The organism is Pseudomonas sp. FEN (genome assembly GCF_904067045.1).
Taxonomy (GTDB): Bacteria; Pseudomonadota; Gammaproteobacteria; order Pseudomonadales; family Pseudomonadaceae; genus Aquipseudomonas.
In genome coordinates this window covers 1-17,302 of the sequence record NZ_CAJFDC010000031.1, presented here as the reverse complement: position 1 = coordinate 17,302, position 17,302 = coordinate 1, and the positions used below count along the sequence as shown (strand labels likewise).

The window sequence follows — 17,302 nt, the reverse complement described above, 5'->3', positions numbered from 1 at the left end:
ATACCTTGCGCCTGGAAGCCGGGATGAACCTTTATGGCCAGGATATTCACCAGGACGTTTCGCCGCTGGCGGCCAATATGGCCTGGACCATTGCCTGGGAGCCGGCTGATCGCGATTTTGTCGGACGCCAGGCCCTGGAAGCAGAAAAAGCCGCGGGGTCCAAACTCAAGCTGGTCGGATTGGTGCTGGAGGAGCGCGGTGTTTTGCGTGCTCATCAGGTCGTTCGGATCGCCGAGGTTGGCGAAGGAGAGATCACCAGTGGTAGTTTCTCTCCTACGCTTAGCAAGTCGATTGCGCTGGCGCGTGTTCCCGCGGCCACGGCTGATCGCGCTGAAGTTGAAATTCGTGGTAAATGGTACCCGGTTCGCGTGGTAAAGCCGACGTTCGTGCGTCATGGCAAAACCTTGATCTGACTTTCCGGCGGGGCCTCGGTCGCTCCGCCGCCGATACTTAATGTGAGGACACTGAATATGAGCGATATCCCTGCTGATCTGCGTTTCGCCGAAAGTCACGAGTGGGCCCGCCTGGAAGCTGACGGCACGGTGACCGTCGGCATCAGCGACCATGCACAGGAAGCCTTGGGGGATGTGGTATTCGTGGAGCTGGCTGAAGTCGGCAAGGTGTTCGCCGCTGGCGAGGCCGCCGGTGTGGTCGAGTCGGTGAAGGCCGCTTCGGATATCTATTCGCCGTTGTCGGGTGAAGTGATTGCCGTCAACGAAGAGCTGTCCGCCAGTCCTGAGCTGCTGAACTCCGAACCTTACGGTGCGTGGATCTTCAAGCTCAAGCCGAGCGATGTCGCCGAGCTGGAGAAGTTGCTGGATGCGGCCGGTTACAAGGCGGCCATCGGCGAGTAATTCGTCAGTTCTACCGCGTTATCGTTCATCGCGAGCAATCGAGCCTCGACCGGCTGCTCCTACAGGCGCCCGGGTGTACATGCCATTGCGCGGGACACGGGCGACGTAGGAGCGAGCTATCACGGTGTTACGGCTGCAAGACGGCCTTGACCGCCGCGACCGAGCGCTCGACGTCGGCCTTGGTCATCACGTTGAACATCGGCAACGACACGATCAGGCGCCCGACGCGCTCGGCAATCGGGAACATGCCTGCCTTGAAACCGCGTTCGCGGTACAGGCTCAGCAGGTGGATCGCCGGGTAGTGATAGCCGATGCCGATGCCGCGCTGCTTCATCTCTTCCATGAAGGTCGCCCGTGCCGGCTGGCCGTCCTGACGTTCCGGCAGAACCAGCTGGAACATGTGCCAGTTGCTGTTGGTGAAATCCTTCACCGGTAGCTGCGCGCCGTATTTCTCTTCGAAATCACTGCCGAAGCACTCGAAATAGTATTCGGCCAGTTCACGGCGGTGGGCCGTGATCGCATCGATGTGGGCGAACTGGCCCAGGCCGATGGCGGCGGCGACATCGGTCATGTTGAATTTGCCGCCCAGCACGTCCACGTCCAGGCCGTCATGGCCGGTGCGGGTCACGCCTTGCAGGCGATACTTCTCGGCCAGCCGGGCTTCTTCGGCGTTGTTCAGCACCAGGCAGCCGCCCTCGGACGAGGTGATGTTCTTGTTCGCCTGGAAGCTGAACGACACCAGGTCACCGAGGGCGCCGATCTTCTGGCCGTTCCATTCCGAACCCAGGGCCTGGGCCGCGTCTTCGACGATGCGCAGGTTGTGTTTCTTGGCGATGGCATAGAGGCGATCCATATCCACCGGCAGGCCGGACAGGTAAACCGGGATGATGGCCTTGGTGCGCGGAGTGATGGCGGCTTCGACCTTGTCCAGGTCGATATTGCGGGTCACCGGGTCGATATCGGCGAACACCGGGGTTGCGCCGACTTCGATGATCACGTTGGCCGTGGCCACCCAGGAGATGGGCGTGGTGATCACTTCGTCGCCCGCGCCGATACCGGCGATCCGCAAGGCGATTTCCATGGTGCAGGTGCCGGAGTTGAAGGTGCGCACCGGGCGCCCGCCAAAATATTCCGACAGTTGCGCTTCAAAGGCCGCGACTTTCGGACCGCTGGTGATCCAGCCAGAACGCAGGACGTCGCCTACGGCGGCAATGGTCGCTTCGTCGATGGTCGGTTTGGCAAAAGGCAGGAAAGGAAGTTCGCTCATGGGGTCGTGACGTCCGATGTGAAGGCCGGGGAGTGTTCTACCGGCAGTGAGGAGTAGGCAGCCAGGCTGCAATGCTGCCGATGATACTGTTTTAAGCTGAAATTTCGGTGCTTTTTTTGCTGTCTGGACGCTGAACGGACGTGTCGGGGCGATGTTTGCGCGGCGCTTGGTCACTCCTCCCGGGAAATGCAAAACGCCGCTGGGTGGGCGGCGTCTTGTTCAGGGGGGTGAAGCTTTGGGATCAGTCTTCGGCGACGGCGTTCTTTGCCAGGATGGCGTTGGCCAACTCCATGTCGGTGGCTTTCAGGCTCGGGTTCTCGGCCCGCAGTTTCTGCATGGCGGCTTCCAGGTAAGGGCCGCGAATGCCGCCGTTGCTGGCGACGAAGCTGCCGGCATCATCCTGGGCCGCGACCACCAGCTTGTGGTCCTTGAAGGTCAGGTAAGTGGATCCGGTGGTGGCGCCGGAGGAGATGACATTACGCCAGAAGTCGTCAGCCATCGCGGCACTGACGGGAAGGGAAAGCAAGGCGAATGCGACAACTGCCGTTTTTAGACGCATGGGTGACTCCGGTGTGGGGTATCTGAAAGGTTTGATTGCCATTGCCACGTCGGAGTTCCGTGGGCTTCACTCAACCTTTTCCACGTGCAGGGTGCTGCCGTCCTGACCGATCACCCGGACCTGCGTGCCAACCTCGGCATCCGCTCCGGTGGCCATCCATACGCTGTCGCCGACCTTGATCTTGCCGCGTCCGGCGACAATGGCGACGTGTACCATGAAGGTCTTGCCGAGCAGGTCATGACCCCGCTCATTGAGCCCGGGTTGGTCGCTGGGGCAGGCGGCGCTGCGCTGGCGCTTCCACCACAGCCACGCCGTCAGGATCGACAGCACGCCGAACAGCACCAATTGCAAGGTCCAGTGCAGGCCAGGAATCAGGTAGGTCAGGACGCCCACGGCCGCGGCGGCAATCCCCACCCACAGCAGATAACCGCCGGCCCCGAATATTTCGAGAATCAACAGCAGCGTGCCGAGAGCCAGCCAGTCCCAGAATGACAGGTGTTGCAGGAATTCCCACATAGGTACCGCCTCAGGGTTTCTTGCTGTCGAACGTGGCCTTGACGATCTCGCCGATGCCGCCTATCGCGCCGATCATCTGGCTGGCCTCCAGCGGCATCAGGATCACCTTGCTGTTGTTGGCCGAGGCCAGCTTGCCCAGGGCGTCGATGTACTTCTGCGCGACGAAGTAGTTCACCGCCTGCACGTCCCCCTTGGCGATGGCCTCGGAGACCACCTGGGTCGCCCGGGCTTCGGCTTCGGCCTGGCGCTCACGGGCCTCGGATTGCAGGAAGGCCGACTGCCGGGCGCCCTCGGCTTCGAGGATCTGCGCCTGCTTCTTGCCTTCGGCGGTGAGGATCGCCGAGGCGCGCAGGCCCTCGGCCTCGAGGATTTGCGCGCGCTTGACCCGTTCGGCCTTCATCTGCCCGGACATGGCTGCCATCAGGTCGGCGGGCGGGCTGATGTCCTTGATTTCGATGCGGGTCACCTTGATGCCCCAGGGTGCGGTCGCTTCGTCGACGGTGCGCAGCAGGCGTTCGTTGATGGCATCGCGTTGGCCGAGCATGGCGTCCAGCTCCATGGAACCGAGCACGGTGCGGATATTGGTCTGCAACAGGTTGCGAATGGCGTGTTCGAGGTTGTTCACCTCATAGGCGGCCTGGGCGGCGTTGACCACCTGGAAGAAGCACACGGCGTCGATCTGTACCGTGGCGTTGTCGGCGGTGATGACTTCCTGGGGCGGAATGTCGAGCACGCTTTCCATCACGTTGATCTTGCGCCCGATGCGGTCCATGACCGGGATGATGATATTGAGGCCCGGCTTGAGGGTGTTGGTGTAGCGCCCGAAGCGCTCCACCGTCCATTGAAAGCCCTGGGGCACGACCTTGAAGCCCATGAACACGAGGGCAATGGCCAGGCCGACGAAAAGGAGGAGTACGCTACCGATTTGCATGACGATTCCCTGTAGCAAGTGTTTATCGAGAAGGCGGTTACCTTGAGTGTAATGGGCCTTGCGCGGATAAAAAGTGTTTACCGGGGGTTGTACGCATGTTGTGACGCTTTCATCAGCGCTGCTCGCTCTGCGGCGTTACCCGTAGCACTTCCTCGACGGTGGTCAGCCCCGCCGCGACCTTCTGCGCGCCGGACAGGCGCAGGCTGCGCATGCCGTCCATGAACGCCTGGCGACGCAGGGCCAGGAGGTCGGTGTCGGCGTGGATATGCGCCTTGAGGCCGTCGTTCAAGACCAGGATCTCGTAGACCCCGGCGCGCCCGCGATAGCCGGTGTCGCGACATTCCAGGCAACCGACGGCACGCTGGGCACCGCTCGGCATCGGCGCCTGCCAGGGCCGCGTCAGGCTTTGCCAGTCTTCTTCTTCCAGCTGGGTTGGCGCCTTGCAGTGCGGGCACAGGGTGCGCACCAGGCGCTGGGCCATGACCCGAGCACGGTGGCCTTGATCAGGTAATGCGGCACGCCCAGTTCCAGCAGGCGACTGATGGCGCTCGGCGCATCGTTGGTGTGCAGGGTCGAGAGCACCAGGTGGCCGGTGAGCGCGGCCTGGATTGCCATTTCGGCGGTTTCCAGGTCGCGGATCTCGCCGATCATGATGATGTCCGGGTCCTGGCGCATCAGCGCGCGCACGCCGCTGGCGAAGGTCAGGTCGATGTTGTGCTGGACCTGCATCTGGTTGAAGGCCGGCTCGATCATCTCGATCGGGTCTTCGATGGTGCAGAGGTTGACCTCCGAGGTCGCCAGTTTCTTCAGGGTGGTATACAGCGTGGTGGTCTTGCCCGAGCCGGTGGGGCCGGTGACCAGGATGATGCCATTGGACTGGCGGGTCATCTCCTGCCAGCGGCGCAGGTCGTCGGCACCGAAGCCCAACTGGTCGAAATTCTTCAACAGCACTTCCGGATCGAAGATCCGCATCACCAGCTTCTCGCCGAACGCGGTGGGCAGGGTCGACAAGCGCAATTCGACTTCGCCGCCGTCCGGGGTCTTGGTCTTCACCCGGCCATCCTGGGGCTTGCGTTTTTCCGCGACGTTCATCCGGCCCAGGCTTTTCAGGCGGCTGACAATCGCCATGGTCACCTGGGGCGGGAACTGATAGACATTGTGCAGCACACCGTCGATGCGAAAGCGCACCGTGCCCTGTTCGCGGCGTGGTTCGATATGGATATCGCTGGCCCGTTGCTGGAAGGCGTACTGGAACAGCCAGTCGACGATATTGACGATATGGGCGTCGTTGGCGTCCGGCTCCTGGTCGCTGGCGCCGAGATTGAGCAACTGCTCGAAATTGCCCGGGTTGTGGCTTCTCTGGTCGAGCAGGCTGGCACCGCTGACCGATTTGGCCAGGCGGAAAAACTCCACGGCAAAGCGCTGGATGTCCGTCGGATTGGCCACGACCCGGCGGATCGGCAGCTTCAGCACATGACTGAGGTCGGCCTCCCAGGCCCGCACATGGGGCTGGGCGCTGGCGATGGTCACGCCTTCGCGGTCGACCTCCACCGCGAGGATCTTGTGCCGTTGGGCGAAGGCGTAGGACATCAGCGCGGTCACCTCGGCCACGTTGATCTTCAGCGGATCGATGCGCAGATAGGGTTGTCCGGTGTGATGGGCGAGCCAGAGAGTCAGGTTTTCCAGGTCCAGGGTTTTACCCGGACGGCTCAGGTCATCGAGCTGCAGATGGGCGATGAATTCCAGCGGATGCTGCTGGGTAATGCGCGCGTCACGCCGAGAAGCCAGGGCCTGTTCGGCCGCGTCCTGGCTGATAAAACCCTGGGCGACCAGTTCGCGCAACAGCTCATTGACATCCAGCCAACGGTCCGGAGAGAGGGGGGCGACGGGCATGCGTGCTCCTAATCGGTCGGTCCTGCAACCAGTGATCCAGACGTAGTCCTTGTCTGATCGTCAATTATCAAGAATAGACACGAGGCTGCCTGACGTTGGCGCCGATACCAAGACAAAGATTGCGATTTTTTTCAAGAAGCCTTCAGCCCACCGCTTTTGCGTTGTGCCGCTGCGCGCCTTGGGTCGGTTGCAGGGCCACCGAGCAGACGCTGATCAGATTGCGCATTTTTTCACCGATGACCTGGGCGCGGTGCCAGCTCAGGCCATCCAGTTCGATGTCGATCGACAGCCGTCCATCGTCCTGTTCCGCCCGTACCTGTTGCGGGGTCAGGAACTGCAGGGCGAACAGGTTCAGCAGGCGACACAGCAGGTCCGGCTCCACCTCGGCGAGCACTTGGTAACGCACCCGGCAATGGGGGCTGCCGGCAGCCCAGACATCGGCGCGGACGGGAGCGTCATGGACGGCTTCGGGAGAGGGCATGGTGGGTTTTCCTGCTTCAGCGGCGGAGTTTGCTGAAGAAATTTTTACACGCCTGGCGGGGTATTTCTTATCTATGATGGGTCGATTATATCTGAATAAGACATGATCTATTCATGGTTTTGCTATTGAAGGGTTTTTTTATGCAAGGCGAGCTTGACACCTACGACCGCCGAATCCTGGCGTTGCTGCAAGAAGACGCGTCGCTTTCCAGCGCGCAGATCGCCGAGCAGGTGGGATTGTCCCAGTCACCCTGCTGGCGGCGGATTCAGCGGCTCAAGGAAGAGGGGGTGATCCGTGCCCAGGTGACGTTGCTGGATCGCAAGAAGATCGGCCTCAACACGCAGATCTTCGCCGAGGTCAAACTCAACGCCCATGGCCGCTCCAACTTCACCGAGTTCACCGAGGCGATTCGCGGTTTCCCGGAGGTATTGGAGTGTTATGTGCTGATGGGCGCGGTGGATTTCCTGCTGCGGATCGTCACGGCGGACATCGAGGCCTATGAGCGGTTTTTCTTCGAGAAACTGTCGCTGGTGCCGGGGATCCAGGAGGTCAACTCCATCGTCGCCCTGTCCGAGATCAAGTCGACGACGAGTTTGCCGGTGTTGCGCCCGGTCTGAGCGTCCATTGGGCGAAGAGCTCCTTGACGAACACCCGGGGCGGTTTGCCGGTCCGCGACAAGCGCGGCAGCGTGCGGTTCCAGCACGCCCGGGCTCAAGGGGTTACAGACGCAACAAGGTCTTCCAGGCACGGCTCTGGAACACCGTCAGCGCCTGTTGCACCCGTGCTTCCAGCACCTCGTCGCTGATGTCCGTCTCGGCCAGTTGCGCCAGCTTGTTCATTTCACCGAACAGGCGATCCAGCTCCGGTAACTCCAGCACGCTACGGGCCAGGTGCAACCAGGCCTGGATCCGCTCGATTCGTGGCAGTTGCTCGGCCAGGTCTTCCGGTTGCTGCTGGTAGCGTCCCAGTTGCAACGAGGTGGCTTCCTCGGCCAGCAGCCGTGGCAGCCAGTTCTGCAACTGCGCCGCGCCCTGGCGATTGCCCCGGGTGGTGCGCTCAGCTGTCCAGCTACGGGCCAGCAACCAGCGCGAGGTGTTCAGGGAGAACTGGCCCCAGCGCACGTCTTCCAGCTCTTCAAGGAACTGCTCCGGCGCGGCCTTGCGCACGTCTTCGTCTTCCAGGCCGGCCTGCACCAGCGGCCGCCAGTCTTCCAGCAAGGCATCCAGGGCGCTGCGCAGTTCGCTGGTGGATTGCCGCGGTGCGGCCTGGCCGAGGCTGCTGAGCAGCGCGCGCAACTCGATCAACTGTGCGACCCAGTCCTGCAGCAAGCGCCAGTGGCCATTGAAGCGGTATTGCTCGGCCAGCCGCTGGCTGCTGCCGAGCAAATGCCAGCCCAATGCGGCGAACGCATCGTCCAGTGGCATTTCGGCGCTCAATTGCGGGGCCGGCAGGCTCAGCGAGTAGCTGTTGGCATCGAACAGGCGATAACCGCGTTCGGCCTTGCTGATATCGCACGGCATCAGCGCCAGCTTCTCGGCCAGTTCGGCGGCCAGTTCCAGCAGTGCGGCCGGTTCGCCTTCACGCAGTTCCAGTTCCAGCTCGCAGATTTCTTCCTTCTGTTTGCCGGCGATGACAAAACCCAGGTCCAGCGCGGCCTCGATGACCACCTTGGCCTTGCCGCGACCCCAGGCGATTTCGGCGCGTTCGCGAACGAAATCGGTGGTGAAGATCGGCTTCAGGGTTTTCTTGTCCAGTTCGGCCAGTGCCTCGGGCCAGCATTCGCCTTCGAGTTTTTCACGTCCAGCTTGGCCTTGGCCAGGTGCCAGTCGTACTCGTTGCGTTCCGACAGGCCGGCAATGCTCTGGCCACGGGTCTTGAGGGTCTGGATCACTTCTTCGCCGTCACGGCGCAGGCGCAGCGCGACCTTGGCCTTGGCCAGGTCGCGCTCGGGAGTGTCGAAATACTGATTCATCAGCTCGCGACGTTCCCAGCACTTTTGTTGCGTTTCTTCAACAGCGGATGCTCGCGCAGGGCGGCGAGGGTTTCGCGGCTGACGCGGAGTTTGATTTCGGTTTCTTTCTGCATGGCCGGAAAATCCAGGATCGGGAGCGCAGCGGGGAAGGGGGCTGCCTAGGCCGTGCAGTGCCGGCCAAGCGGGCGCACGCGTCGCCTGCGGATGTGTCGCCGTGCGGGGGGGGGCCGGCTGCGCTCGATCTGGTTTTCCGGCCATGCAGAAAGAAACCGAAATCAAACTCCGCGTCAGCCGCGAACCCTCGCCGCCCTGCGCGAGCATCCGCTGTTGAAGAAACGCAACAAAAGTGGCTGGGAACGTCGCGAGCTGATGAATCAGTATTTCGACACTCCCGAGCGCGACCTGGCCAAGGCCAAGGTCGCGCTGCGCCTGCGCCGTGACGGCGAAGAAGTGATCCAGACCCTCAAGACCCGTGGCCAGAGCATTGCCGGCCTGTCGGAACGCAACGAGTACGACTGGCACCTGGCCAAGGCCAAGCTGGACGTGAAAAAACTCGAAGGCGAATGCTGGCCCGAGGCACTGGCCGAACTGGACAAGAAAACCCTGAAGCCGATCTTCACCACCGATTTCGTTCGCGAACGCGCCGAAATCGCCTGGGGTCGCGGCAAGGCCAAGGTGGTCATCGAGGCCGCGCTGGACCTGGGTTTTGTCATCGCCGGCAAACAGAAGGAAGAAATCTGCGAGCTGGAACTGGAACTGCGTGAAGGCGAACCGGCCGCACTGCTGGAACTGGCCGCCGAACTGGCCGAGAAGCTGGCGCTGATGCCGTGCGATATCAGCAAGGCCGAACGCGGTTATCGCCTGTTCGATGCCAACAGCTACTCGCTGAGCCTGCCGGCCCCGCAATTGAGCGCCGAAATGCCACTGGACGATGCGTTCGCCGCATTGGGCTGGCATTTGCTCGGCAGCAGCCAGCGGCTGGCCGAGCAATACCGCTTCAATGGCCACTGGCGCTTGCTGCAGGACTGGGTCGCACAGTTGATCGAGTTGCGCGCGCTGCTCAGCAGCCTCGGCCAGGCCGCACCGCGGCAATCCACCAGCGAACTGCGCAGCGCCCTGGATGCCTTGCTGGAAGACTGGCGGCCGCTGGTGCAGGCCGGCCTGGAAGACGAAGACGTGCGCAAGGCCGCGCCGGAGCAGTTCCTTGAAGAGCTGGAAGACGTGCGCTGGGCCAGTTCTCCCTGAACACCTCGCGCTGGTTGCTGGCCCGTAGCTGGACAGCTGAGCGCACCACCCGGGGCAATCGCCAGGGCGCGGCGCAGTTGCAGAACTGGCTGCCACGGCTGCTGGCCGAGGAAGCCACCTCGTTGCAACTGGGACGCTACCAGCAGCAACCGGAAGACCTGGCCGAGCAACTGCCACGAATCGAGCGGATCCAGGCCTGGTTGCACCTGGCCCGTAGCGTGCTGGAGTTACCGGAGCTGGATCGCCTGTTCGGTGAAATGAACAAGCTGGCGCAACTGGCCGAGACGGACATCAGCGACGAGGTGCTGGAAGCACGGGTGCAACAGGCGCTGACGGTGTTCCAGAGCCGTGCCTGGAAGACCTTGTTGCGTCTGTAACCCTTGAGCCCGGGCGTGCTGGAACCGCACGCTGCCGCGCTTGTCGCGGACCGGCAAACCGCCCCGGGTGTTCGTCAAGGAGCTCTTCGCCCAATGGACGCTCAGACCGGGCGCAACACCGGCAAACTCGTCGTCGACTTGATCTCGGACAGGGCGACGATGGAGTTGACCTCCTGGATCCCCGGCACCAGCGACAGTTTCTCGAAGAAAAACCGCTCATAGGCCTCGATGTCCGCCGTGACGATCCGCAGCAGGAAATCCACCGCGCCCATCAGCACATAACACTCCAATACCTCCGGGAAACCGCGAATCGCCTCGGTGAACTCGGTGAAGTTGGAGCGGCCATGGGCGTTGAGTTTGACCTCGGCGAAGATCTGCGTGTTGAGGCCGATCTTCTTGCGATCCAGCAACGTCACCTGGGCACGGATCACCCCCTCTTCCTTGAGCCGCTGAATCCGCCGCCAGCAGGGTGACTGGGACAATCCCACCTGCTCGGCGATCTGCGCGCTGGAAAGCGACGCGTCTTCTTGCAGCAACGCCAGGATTCGGCGGTCGTAGGTGTCAAGCTCGCCTTGCATAAAAAAACCCTTCAATAGCAAAACCATGAATAGATCATGTCTTATTCAGATATAATCGACCCATCATAGATAAGAAATACCCCGCCAGGCGTGTAAAAATTTCTTCAGCAAACTCCGCCGCTGAAGCAGGAAAACCCACCATGCCCTCTCCCGAAGCCGTCCATGACGCTCCCGTCCGCGCCGATGTCTGGGCTGCCGGCAGCCCCCATTGCCGGGTGCGTTACCAAGTGCTCGCCGAGGTGGAGCCGGACCTGCTGTGTCGCCTGCTGAACCTGTTCGCCCTGCAGTTCCTGACCCCGCAACAGGTACGGGCGGAACAGGACGATGGACGGCTGTCGATCGACATCGAACTGGATGGCCTGAGCTGGCACCGCGCCCAGGTCATCGGTGAAAAATGCGCAATCTGATCAGCGTCTGCTCGGTGGCCCTGCAACCGACCCAAGGCGCGCAGCGGCACAACGCAAAGCGGTGGGCTGAAGGCTTCTTGAAAAAAATCGCAATCTTTGTCTTGGTATCGGCGCCAACGTCAGGCAGCCTCGTGTCTATTCTTGATAATTGACGATCAGACAAGGACTACGTCTGGATCACTGGTTGCAGGACCGACCGATTAGGAGCACGCATGCCCGTCGCCCCCCTCTCTCCGGACCGTTGGCTGGATGTCAATGAGCTGTTGCGCGAACTGGTCGCCCAGGGTTTTATCAGCCAGGACGCGGCCGAACAGGCCCTGGCTTCTCGGCGTGACGCGCGCATTACCCAGCAGCATCCGCTGGAATTCATCGCCCATCTGCAGCTCGATGACCTGAGCCGTCCGGGTAAAACCCTGGACCTGGAAAACCTGACTCTCTGGCTCGCCCATCACACCGGACAACCCTATCTGCGCATCGATCCGCTGAAGATCAACGTGGCCGAGGTGACCGCGCTGATGTCCTACGCCTTCGCCCAACGGCACAAGATCCTCGCGGTGGAGGTCGACCGCGAAGGCGTGACCATCGCCAGCGCCCAGCCCCATGTGCGGGCCTGGGAGGCCGACCTCAGTCATGTGCTGAAGCTGCCGATCCGCCGGGTCGTGGCCAATCCGACGGACATCCAGCGCTTTGCCGTGGAGTTTTTCCGCCTGGCCAAATCGGTCAGCGGTGCCAGCCTGCTCGACCAGAGAAGCCACAACCCGGGCAATTTCGAGCAGTTGCTCAATCTCGGCGCCAGCGACCAGGAGCCGGACGCCAACGACGCCCATATCGTCAATATCGTCGACTGGCTGTTCCAGTACGCCTTCCAGCAACGGGCCAGCGATATCCATATCGAACCACGCCGCGAACAGGGCACGGTGCGCTTTCGCATCGACGGTGTGCTGCACAATGTCTATCAGTTCCCGCCCCAGGTGACCATGGCGATTGTCAGCCGCCTGAAAAGCCTGGGCCGGATGAACGTCGCGGAAAAACGCAAGCCCCAGGATGGCCGGGTGAAGACCAAGACCCCGGACGGCGGCGAAGTCGAATTGCGCTTGTCGACCCTGCCCACCGCGTTCGGCGAGAAGCTGGTGATGCGGATCTTCGATCCGGAAGTGCTGTTGAAGAATTTCGACCAGTTGGGCTTCGGTGCCGACGACCTGCGCCGCTGGCAGGAGATGACCCGCCAGTCCAATGGCATCATCCTGGTCACCGGCCCCACCGGCTCGGGCAAGACCACCACGCTGTATACCACCCTGAAGAAACTGGCGACCTCGGAGGTCAACCTCTGCACCATCGAAGACCCGATCGAGATGATCGAGCCGGCCTTCAACCAGATGCAGGTCCAGCACAACATCGACCTGACCTTCGCCAGCGGCGTGCGCGCGCTGATGCGCCAGGACCCGGACATCATCATGATCGGCGAGATCCGCGACCTGGAAACCGCCGAAATGGCAATCCAGGCCGCGCTCACCGGCCACCTGGTGCTCTCGACCCTGCACACCAACGATGCGCCGAGCGCCATCAGTCGCCTGCTGGAACTGGGCGTGCCGCATTACCTGATCAAGGCCACCGTGCTCGGGTCATGGCCCAGCGCCTGGTGCGCACCCTGTGCCCGCACTGCAAGGCGCCAACCCAGCTGGAAGAAGAAGACTGGCAAAGCCTGACGCGGCCCTGGCAGGCGCCGATGCCGAGCGGTGCCCAGCGTGCCGTCGGTTGCCTGGAATGTCGCGACACCGGCTATCGCGGGCGCGCCGGGGTCTACGAGATCCTGGTCTTGAACGACGGCCTCAAGGCGCATATCCACGCCGACACCGACCTCCTGGCCCTGCGTCGCCAGGCGTTCATGGACGGCATGCGCAGCCTGCGCCTGTCCGGCGCGCAGAAGGTCGCGGCGGGGCTGACCACCGTCGAGGAAGTGCTACGGGTAACGCCGCAGAGCGAGCAGCGCTGATGAAAGCGTCACAACATGCGTACAACCCCCGGTAAACACTTTTTATCCGCGCAAGGCCCATTACACTCAAGGTAACCGCCTTCTCGATAAACACTTGCTACAGGGAATCGTCATGCAAATCGGTAGCGTACTCCTCCTTTTCGTCGGCCTGGCCATTGCCCTCGTGTTCATGGGCTTCAAGGTCGTGCCCCAGGGCTTTCAATGGACGGTGGAGCGCTTCGGGCGCTACACCAACACCCTCAAGCCGGGCCTCAATATCATCATCCCGGTCATGGACCGCATCGGGCGCAAGATCAACGTGATGGAAAGCGTGCTCGACATTCCGCCCCAGGAAGTCATCACCGCGACAACGCCACGGTACAGATCGACGCCGTGTGCTTCTTCCAGGTGGTCAACGCCGCCCAGGCCGCCTATGAGGTGAACAACCTCGAACACGCCATTCGCAACCTGTTGCAGACCAATATCCGCACCGTGCTCGGTTCCATGGAGCTGGACGCCATGCTCGGCCAACGCGATGCCATCAACGAACGCCTGCTGCGCACCGTCGACGAAGCGACCGCACCCTGGGGCATCAAGGTGACCCGCATCGAAATCAAGGACATCAGCCCGCCCGCCGACCTGATGGCAGCCATGTCCGGGCAGATGAAGGCCGAACGGGTCAAGCGCGCGCAAATCCTCGAGGCCGAGGGCCTGCGCGCCTCGGCGATCCTCACCGCCGAAGGCAAGAAGCAGGCGCAGATCCTCGAAGCCGAGGGCGCCCGGCAGTCGGCCTTCCTGCAATCCGAGGCCCGTGAGCGCCAGGCCGAAGCCGAAGCCCGGGCGACCCAGGTGGTCTCCGAGGCCATCGCCAAGGGGGACGTGCAGGCGGTGAACTACTTCGTCGCGCAGAAGTACATCGACGCCCTGGGCAAGCTGGCCTCGGCCAACAACAGCAAGGTGATCCTGATGCCGCTGGAGGCCAGCCAGATGATCGGCGCGATAGGCGGCATCGGCGAGATCGTCAAGGCCACGTTCGACAGCAAGAAACCCTGAGGCGGTACCTATGTGGGAATTCCTGCAACACCTGTCATTCTGGGACTGGCTGGCTCTCGGCACGCTGCTGTTGATTCTCGAAATATTCGGGGCCGGCGGTTATCTGCTGTGGGTGGGGATTGCCGCCGCGGCCGTGGGCGTCCTGACCTACCTGATTCCTGGCCTGCACTGGACCTTGCAATTGGTGCTGTTCGGCGTGCTGTCGATCCTGACGGCGTGGCTGTGGTGGAAGCGCCAGCGCAGCGCCGCCTGCCCCAGCGACCAACCCGGGCTCAATGAGCGGGGTCATGACCTGCTCGGCAAGACCTTCATGGTACACGTCGCCATTGTCGCCGGACGCGGCAAGATCAAGGTCGGCGACAGCGTATGGATGGCCACCGGAGCGGATGCCGAGGTTGGCACGCAGGTCCGGGTGATCGGTCAGGACGGCAGCACCCTGCACGTGGAAAAGGTTGAGTGAAGCCCACGGAACTCCGACGTGGCAATGGCAATCAAACCTTTCAGATACCCCACACCGGAGTCACCCATGCGTCTAAAAACGGCAGTTGTCGCATTCGCCTTGCTTTCCCTTCCCGTCAGTGCCGCGATGGCTGACGACTTCTGGCGTAATGTCATCTCCTCCGGCGCCACCACCGGATCCACTTACCTGACCTTCAAGGACCACAAGCTGGTGGTCGCGGCCCAGGATGATGCCGGCAGCTTCGTCGCCAGCAACGGCGGCATTCGCGGCCCTTACCTGGAAGCCGCCATGCAGAAACTGCGGGCCGAGAACCCGAGCCTGAAAGCCACCGACATGGAGTTGGCCAACGCCATCCTGGCAAAGAACGCCGTCGCCGAAGACTGATCCCAAAGCTTCACCCCCTGAACAAGACGCCGCCCACCCAGCGGCGTTTTGCATTTCCCGGGAGGAGTGACCAAGCGCCGCGCAAACATCGCCCCGACACGTCCGTTCAGCGTCCAGACAGCAAAAAAAGCACCGAAATTTCAGCTTAAAACAGTATCATCGGCAGCATTGCAGCCTGGCTGCCTACTCCTCACTGCCGGTAGAACACTCCCCGGCCTTCACATCGGACGTCACGACCCCATGAGCGAACTTCCTTTCCTGCCTTTTGCCAAACCGACCATCGACGAAGCGACCATTGCCGCCGTAGGCGACGTCCTGCGTTCTGGCTGGATCACCAGCGGTCCGAAAGTCGCGGCCTTTGAAGCGCAACTGTCGGAATATTTTGGCGGGCGCCCGGTGCGCACCTTCAACTCCGGCACCTGCACCATGGAAATCGCCTTGCGGATCGCCGGTATCGGCGCGGGCGACGAAGTGATCACCACGCCCATCTCCTGGGTGGCCACGGCCAACGTGATCATCGAAGTCGGCGCAACCCCGGTGTTCGCCGATATCGACCCGGTGACCCGCAATATCGACCTGGACAAGGTCGAAGCCGCCATCACTCCGCGCACCAAGGCCATCATCCCGGTTTACCTGTCCGGCCTGCCGGTGGATATGGATCGCCTCTATGCCATCGCCAAGAAACACAACCTGCGCATCGTCGAAGACGCGGCCCAGGCCCTGGGTTCGGAATGGAACGGCCAGAAGATCGGCGCCCTCGGTGACCTGGTGTCGTTCAGCTTCCAGGCGAACAAGAACATCACCTCGTCCGAGGGCGGCTGCCTGGTGCTGAACAACGCCGAAGAAGCCCGGCTGGCCGAGAAGTATCGCCTGCAAGGCGTGACCCGCACCGGCCATGACGGCCTGGACGTGGACGTGCTGGGCGGCAAATTCAACATGACCGATGTCGCCGCCGCCATCGGCCTGGGCCAGTTCGCCCACATCGATGCGATCACGGCCCACCGCCGTGAACTGGCCGAATACTATTTCGAGTGCTTCGGCAGTGATTTCGAAGAGAAATACGGCGCGCAGCTACCGGTGAAGGATTTCACCAACAGCAACTGGCACATGTTCCAGCTGGTTCTGCCGGAACGTCAGGACGGCCAGCCGGCACGGGCGACCTTCATGGAAGAGATGAAGCAGCGCGGCATCGGCATCGGCTATCACTACCCGGCGATCCACCTGCTGAGCCTGTACCGCGAACGCGGTTTCAAGGCAGGCATGTTCCCGATTGCCGAGCGCGTCGGGCGCCTGATCGTGTCGTTGCCGATGTTCAACGTGATGACCAAGGCCGACGTCGAGCGCTCGGTCGCGGCGGTCAAGGCCGTCTTGCAGCCGTAACACCGTGATAGCTCGCTCCTACGTCGCCCGTGTCCCGCGCAATGGCATGTACACCCGGGCGCCTGTAGGAGCAGCCGGTCGAGGCTCGATTGCTCGCGATGAACGATAACGCGGTAGAACTGACGAATTACTCGCCGATGGCCGCCTTGTAACCGGCCGCATCCAGCAACTTCTCCAGCTCGGCGACATCGCTCGGCTTGAGCTTGAAGATCCACGCACCGTAAGGTTCGGAGTTCAGCAGCTCAGGACTGGCGGACAGCTCTTCGTTGACGGCAATCACTTCACCCGACAACGGCGAATAGATATCCGAAGCGGCCTTCACCGACTCGACCACACCGGCGGCCTCGCCAGCGGCGAACACCTTGCCGACTTCAGCCAGCTCCACGAATACCACATCCCCCAAGGCTTCCTGTGCATGGTCGCTGATGCCGACGGTCACCGTGCCGTCAGCTTCCAGGCGGGCCCACTCGTGACTTTCGGCGAAACGCAGATCAGCAGGGATATCGCTCATATTCAGTGTCCTCACATTAAGTATCGGCGGCGGAGCGACCGAGGCCCCGCCGGAAAGTCAGATCAAGGTTTTGCCATGACGCACGAACGTCGGCTTTACCACGCGAACCGGGTACCATTTACCACGAATTTCAACTTCAGCGCGATCAGCCGTGGCCGCGGGAACACGCGCCAGCGCAATCGACTTGCTAAGCGTAGGAGAGAAACTACCACTGGTGATCTCTCCTTCGCCAACCTCGGCGATCCGAACGACCTGATGAGCACGCAAACACCGCGCTCCTCCAGCACCAATCCGACCAGCTTGAGTTTGGACCCCGCGGCTTTTCTGCTTCCAGGGCCTGGCGTCCGACAAAATCGCGATCAGCCGGCTCCCAGGCAATGGTCCAGGCCATATTGGCCGCCAGCGGCGAAACGTCCTGGTGAATATCCTGGCCATAAAGGTTCATCCCGGCTTCCAGGCGCA

General features: G+C 62.1%; 13 protein-coding genes and 7 pseudogenes. 10 read left to right on the top strand and 10 right to left on the bottom strand.

Going from position 1 to position 17,302, the window contains the following annotated elements:
- Together PFEN_RS22465 and gcvH (PFEN_RS22460) are read left to right on the top strand one after the other, a co-directional pair.
- Positions 1-413, top strand: a 413-nt coding sequence (locus tag PFEN_RS22465) for a glycine cleavage T C-terminal barrel domain-containing protein (protein ID WP_318192937.1), incomplete at its 5' end; no start/stop codon positions are given.
- Between the two features lie 57 nt (positions 414-470).
- Entirely contained in the window at positions 471-854 is a 384-nt protein-coding gene (gene gcvH, locus PFEN_RS22460) for a glycine cleavage system protein GcvH (RefSeq protein WP_191488877.1), read from the top strand.
- A gap of 127 nt (positions 855-981) precedes the next feature.
- Here the strand turns inward: gcvH (PFEN_RS22460) and PFEN_RS22455 are convergent, their stop codons facing one another.
- From PFEN_RS22455 to PFEN_RS22430, 6 genes and pseudogenes are all read right to left on the bottom strand, one after another.
- The gene (locus tag PFEN_RS22455) at positions 982-2,121 is read right to left on the bottom strand and encodes a DegT/DnrJ/EryC1/StrS family aminotransferase (RefSeq protein WP_191488878.1); all 1,140 of its coding nucleotides are present in this window, start codon (positions 2,119-2,121) and stop codon (positions 982-984) included.
- A gap of 241 nt (positions 2,122-2,362) precedes the next feature.
- Positions 2,363-2,680, bottom strand: a complete 318-nt coding sequence (locus tag PFEN_RS22450) for a DUF2388 domain-containing protein (protein ID WP_191488879.1) — start codon at positions 2,678-2,680, stop codon at positions 2,363-2,365.
- A gap of 66 nt (positions 2,681-2,746) precedes the next feature.
- Positions 2,747-3,196: an NfeD family protein gene (locus PFEN_RS22445; RefSeq protein ID WP_191488880.1), complete on the bottom strand. Its 450-nt coding sequence runs from the start codon at positions 3,194-3,196 to the stop codon at positions 2,747-2,749.
- A gap of 10 nt (positions 3,197-3,206) precedes the next feature.
- A complete protein-coding gene (locus PFEN_RS22440) occupies positions 3,207-4,127 on the bottom strand; it encodes an SPFH domain-containing protein (RefSeq protein WP_191488883.1) in 921 nt (306 codons plus the stop codon).
- Between the two features lie 112 nt (positions 4,128-4,239).
- Positions 4,240-6,020, bottom strand: a pseudogene (locus tag PFEN_RS22435) (GspE/PulE family protein).
- Between the two features lie 142 nt (positions 6,021-6,162).
- Positions 6,163-6,501, bottom strand: a complete 339-nt coding sequence (locus PFEN_RS22430; protein ID WP_191488882.1) for a hypothetical protein — start codon at positions 6,499-6,501, stop codon at positions 6,163-6,165.
- Positions 6,502-6,641: 140 nt separating this feature from the next.
- Between PFEN_RS22430 and PFEN_RS22425 the strand changes: the two genes are divergently transcribed.
- Complete coding sequence (locus tag PFEN_RS22425) at positions 6,642-7,118, top strand: Lrp/AsnC family transcriptional regulator (protein ID WP_191488881.1); 477 nt, start codon at positions 6,642-6,644, stop codon at positions 7,116-7,118.
- Positions 7,119-7,220: 102 nt separating this feature from the next.
- Here the strand turns inward: PFEN_RS22425 and PFEN_RS22420 are convergent.
- Positions 7,221-8,586 (bottom strand): annotated as a pseudogene (locus PFEN_RS22420) (inorganic triphosphatase).
- A gap of 143 nt (positions 8,587-8,729) precedes the next feature.
- Between PFEN_RS22420 and PFEN_RS22415 the strand changes: the two are divergent.
- A pseudogene (locus PFEN_RS22415) lies at positions 8,730-10,095 on the top strand (inorganic triphosphatase).
- Between the two features lie 101 nt (positions 10,096-10,196).
- On the opposite strand, the gene PFEN_RS22410 reads toward PFEN_RS22415, so the two are convergent.
- Positions 10,197-10,673, bottom strand: coding sequence for an Lrp/AsnC family transcriptional regulator (locus PFEN_RS22410; RefSeq protein WP_191488881.1), 477 nt, complete (start codon positions 10,671-10,673; stop codon positions 10,197-10,199).
- Between the two features lie 140 nt (positions 10,674-10,813).
- Between PFEN_RS22410 and PFEN_RS22405 the strand changes: the two are divergent.
- The 6 genes and pseudogenes from PFEN_RS22405 to PFEN_RS22380 form a co-directional block, all read left to right on the top strand.
- A pseudogene (locus PFEN_RS22405) lies at positions 10,814-11,130 on the top strand (hypothetical protein); the annotation flags it as partial.
- Positions 11,131-11,292: 162 nt separating this feature from the next.
- Positions 11,293-13,073, top strand: a pseudogene (locus PFEN_RS22400) (GspE/PulE family protein).
- A 112-nt stretch (positions 13,074-13,185) separates the two neighbouring features.
- A pseudogene (locus tag PFEN_RS22395) lies at positions 13,186-14,105 on the top strand (SPFH domain-containing protein).
- Between the two features lie 10 nt (positions 14,106-14,115).
- A complete protein-coding gene (locus PFEN_RS22390) occupies positions 14,116-14,565 on the top strand; it encodes an NfeD family protein (protein WP_191488880.1) in 450 nt (149 codons plus the stop codon).
- Between the two features lie 66 nt (positions 14,566-14,631).
- Positions 14,632-14,949, top strand: a complete 318-nt coding sequence (locus PFEN_RS22385; RefSeq protein ID WP_191488879.1) for a DUF2388 domain-containing protein — start codon at positions 14,632-14,634, stop codon at positions 14,947-14,949.
- A gap of 240 nt (positions 14,950-15,189) precedes the next feature.
- A complete protein-coding gene (locus PFEN_RS22380; protein WP_191488878.1) occupies positions 15,190-16,329 on the top strand; it encodes a DegT/DnrJ/EryC1/StrS family aminotransferase in 1,140 nt (379 codons plus the stop codon).
- A 127-nt stretch (positions 16,330-16,456) separates the two neighbouring features.
- On the opposite strand, the gene gcvH (PFEN_RS22375) is transcribed toward PFEN_RS22380, so the two are convergent.
- Together gcvH (PFEN_RS22375) and PFEN_RS22370 are read right to left on the bottom strand one after the other, a co-directional pair.
- On the bottom strand, positions 16,457-16,840 hold the full coding sequence (gene gcvH, locus PFEN_RS22375) for a glycine cleavage system protein GcvH (protein ID WP_191488877.1): 384 nt from the start codon (positions 16,838-16,840) through the stop codon (positions 16,457-16,459).
- A gap of 57 nt (positions 16,841-16,897) precedes the next feature.
- Positions 16,898-17,302: pseudogene (locus tag PFEN_RS22370) on the bottom strand (glycine cleavage T C-terminal barrel domain-containing protein); the annotation flags it as partial.

Excerpts from the sequence above, each read along its gene's own strand:
- PFEN_RS22410 (WP_191488881.1), bottom strand. The coding sequence starts at position 10,673 with ATGCAAGGCGAGCTTGACACCTACGACCGCCGAATCCTGGCGTTGCTG.
- PFEN_RS22385 (WP_191488879.1), top strand. The coding sequence starts at position 14,632 with ATGCGTCTAAAAACGGCAGTTGTCGCATTCGCCTTGCTTTCCCTTCCC.
- PFEN_RS22390 (WP_191488880.1), top strand. The coding sequence starts at position 14,116 with ATGTGGGAATTCCTGCAACACCTGTCATTCTGGGACTGGCTGGCTCTC.
- PFEN_RS22440 (WP_191488883.1), bottom strand. The coding sequence starts at position 4,127 with ATGCAAATCGGTAGCGTACTCCTCCTTTTCGTCGGCCTGGCCATTGCC.
- PFEN_RS22445 (WP_191488880.1), bottom strand. The coding sequence starts at position 3,196 with ATGTGGGAATTCCTGCAACACCTGTCATTCTGGGACTGGCTGGCTCTC.
- gcvH (WP_191488877.1), bottom strand. The coding sequence starts at position 16,840 with ATGAGCGATATCCCTGCTGATCTGCGTTTCGCCGAAAGTCACGAGTGG.
- PFEN_RS22450 (WP_191488879.1), bottom strand. The coding sequence starts at position 2,680 with ATGCGTCTAAAAACGGCAGTTGTCGCATTCGCCTTGCTTTCCCTTCCC.
- PFEN_RS22425 (WP_191488881.1), top strand. The coding sequence starts at position 6,642 with ATGCAAGGCGAGCTTGACACCTACGACCGCCGAATCCTGGCGTTGCTG.
- PFEN_RS22455 (WP_191488878.1), bottom strand. The coding sequence starts at position 2,121 with ATGAGCGAACTTCCTTTCCTGCCTTTTGCCAAACCGACCATCGACGAA.
- PFEN_RS22380 (WP_191488878.1), top strand. The coding sequence starts at position 15,190 with ATGAGCGAACTTCCTTTCCTGCCTTTTGCCAAACCGACCATCGACGAA.
- PFEN_RS22430 (WP_191488882.1), bottom strand. The coding sequence starts at position 6,501 with ATGCCCTCTCCCGAAGCCGTCCATGACGCTCCCGTCCGCGCCGATGTC.
- gcvH (WP_191488877.1), top strand. The coding sequence starts at position 471 with ATGAGCGATATCCCTGCTGATCTGCGTTTCGCCGAAAGTCACGAGTGG.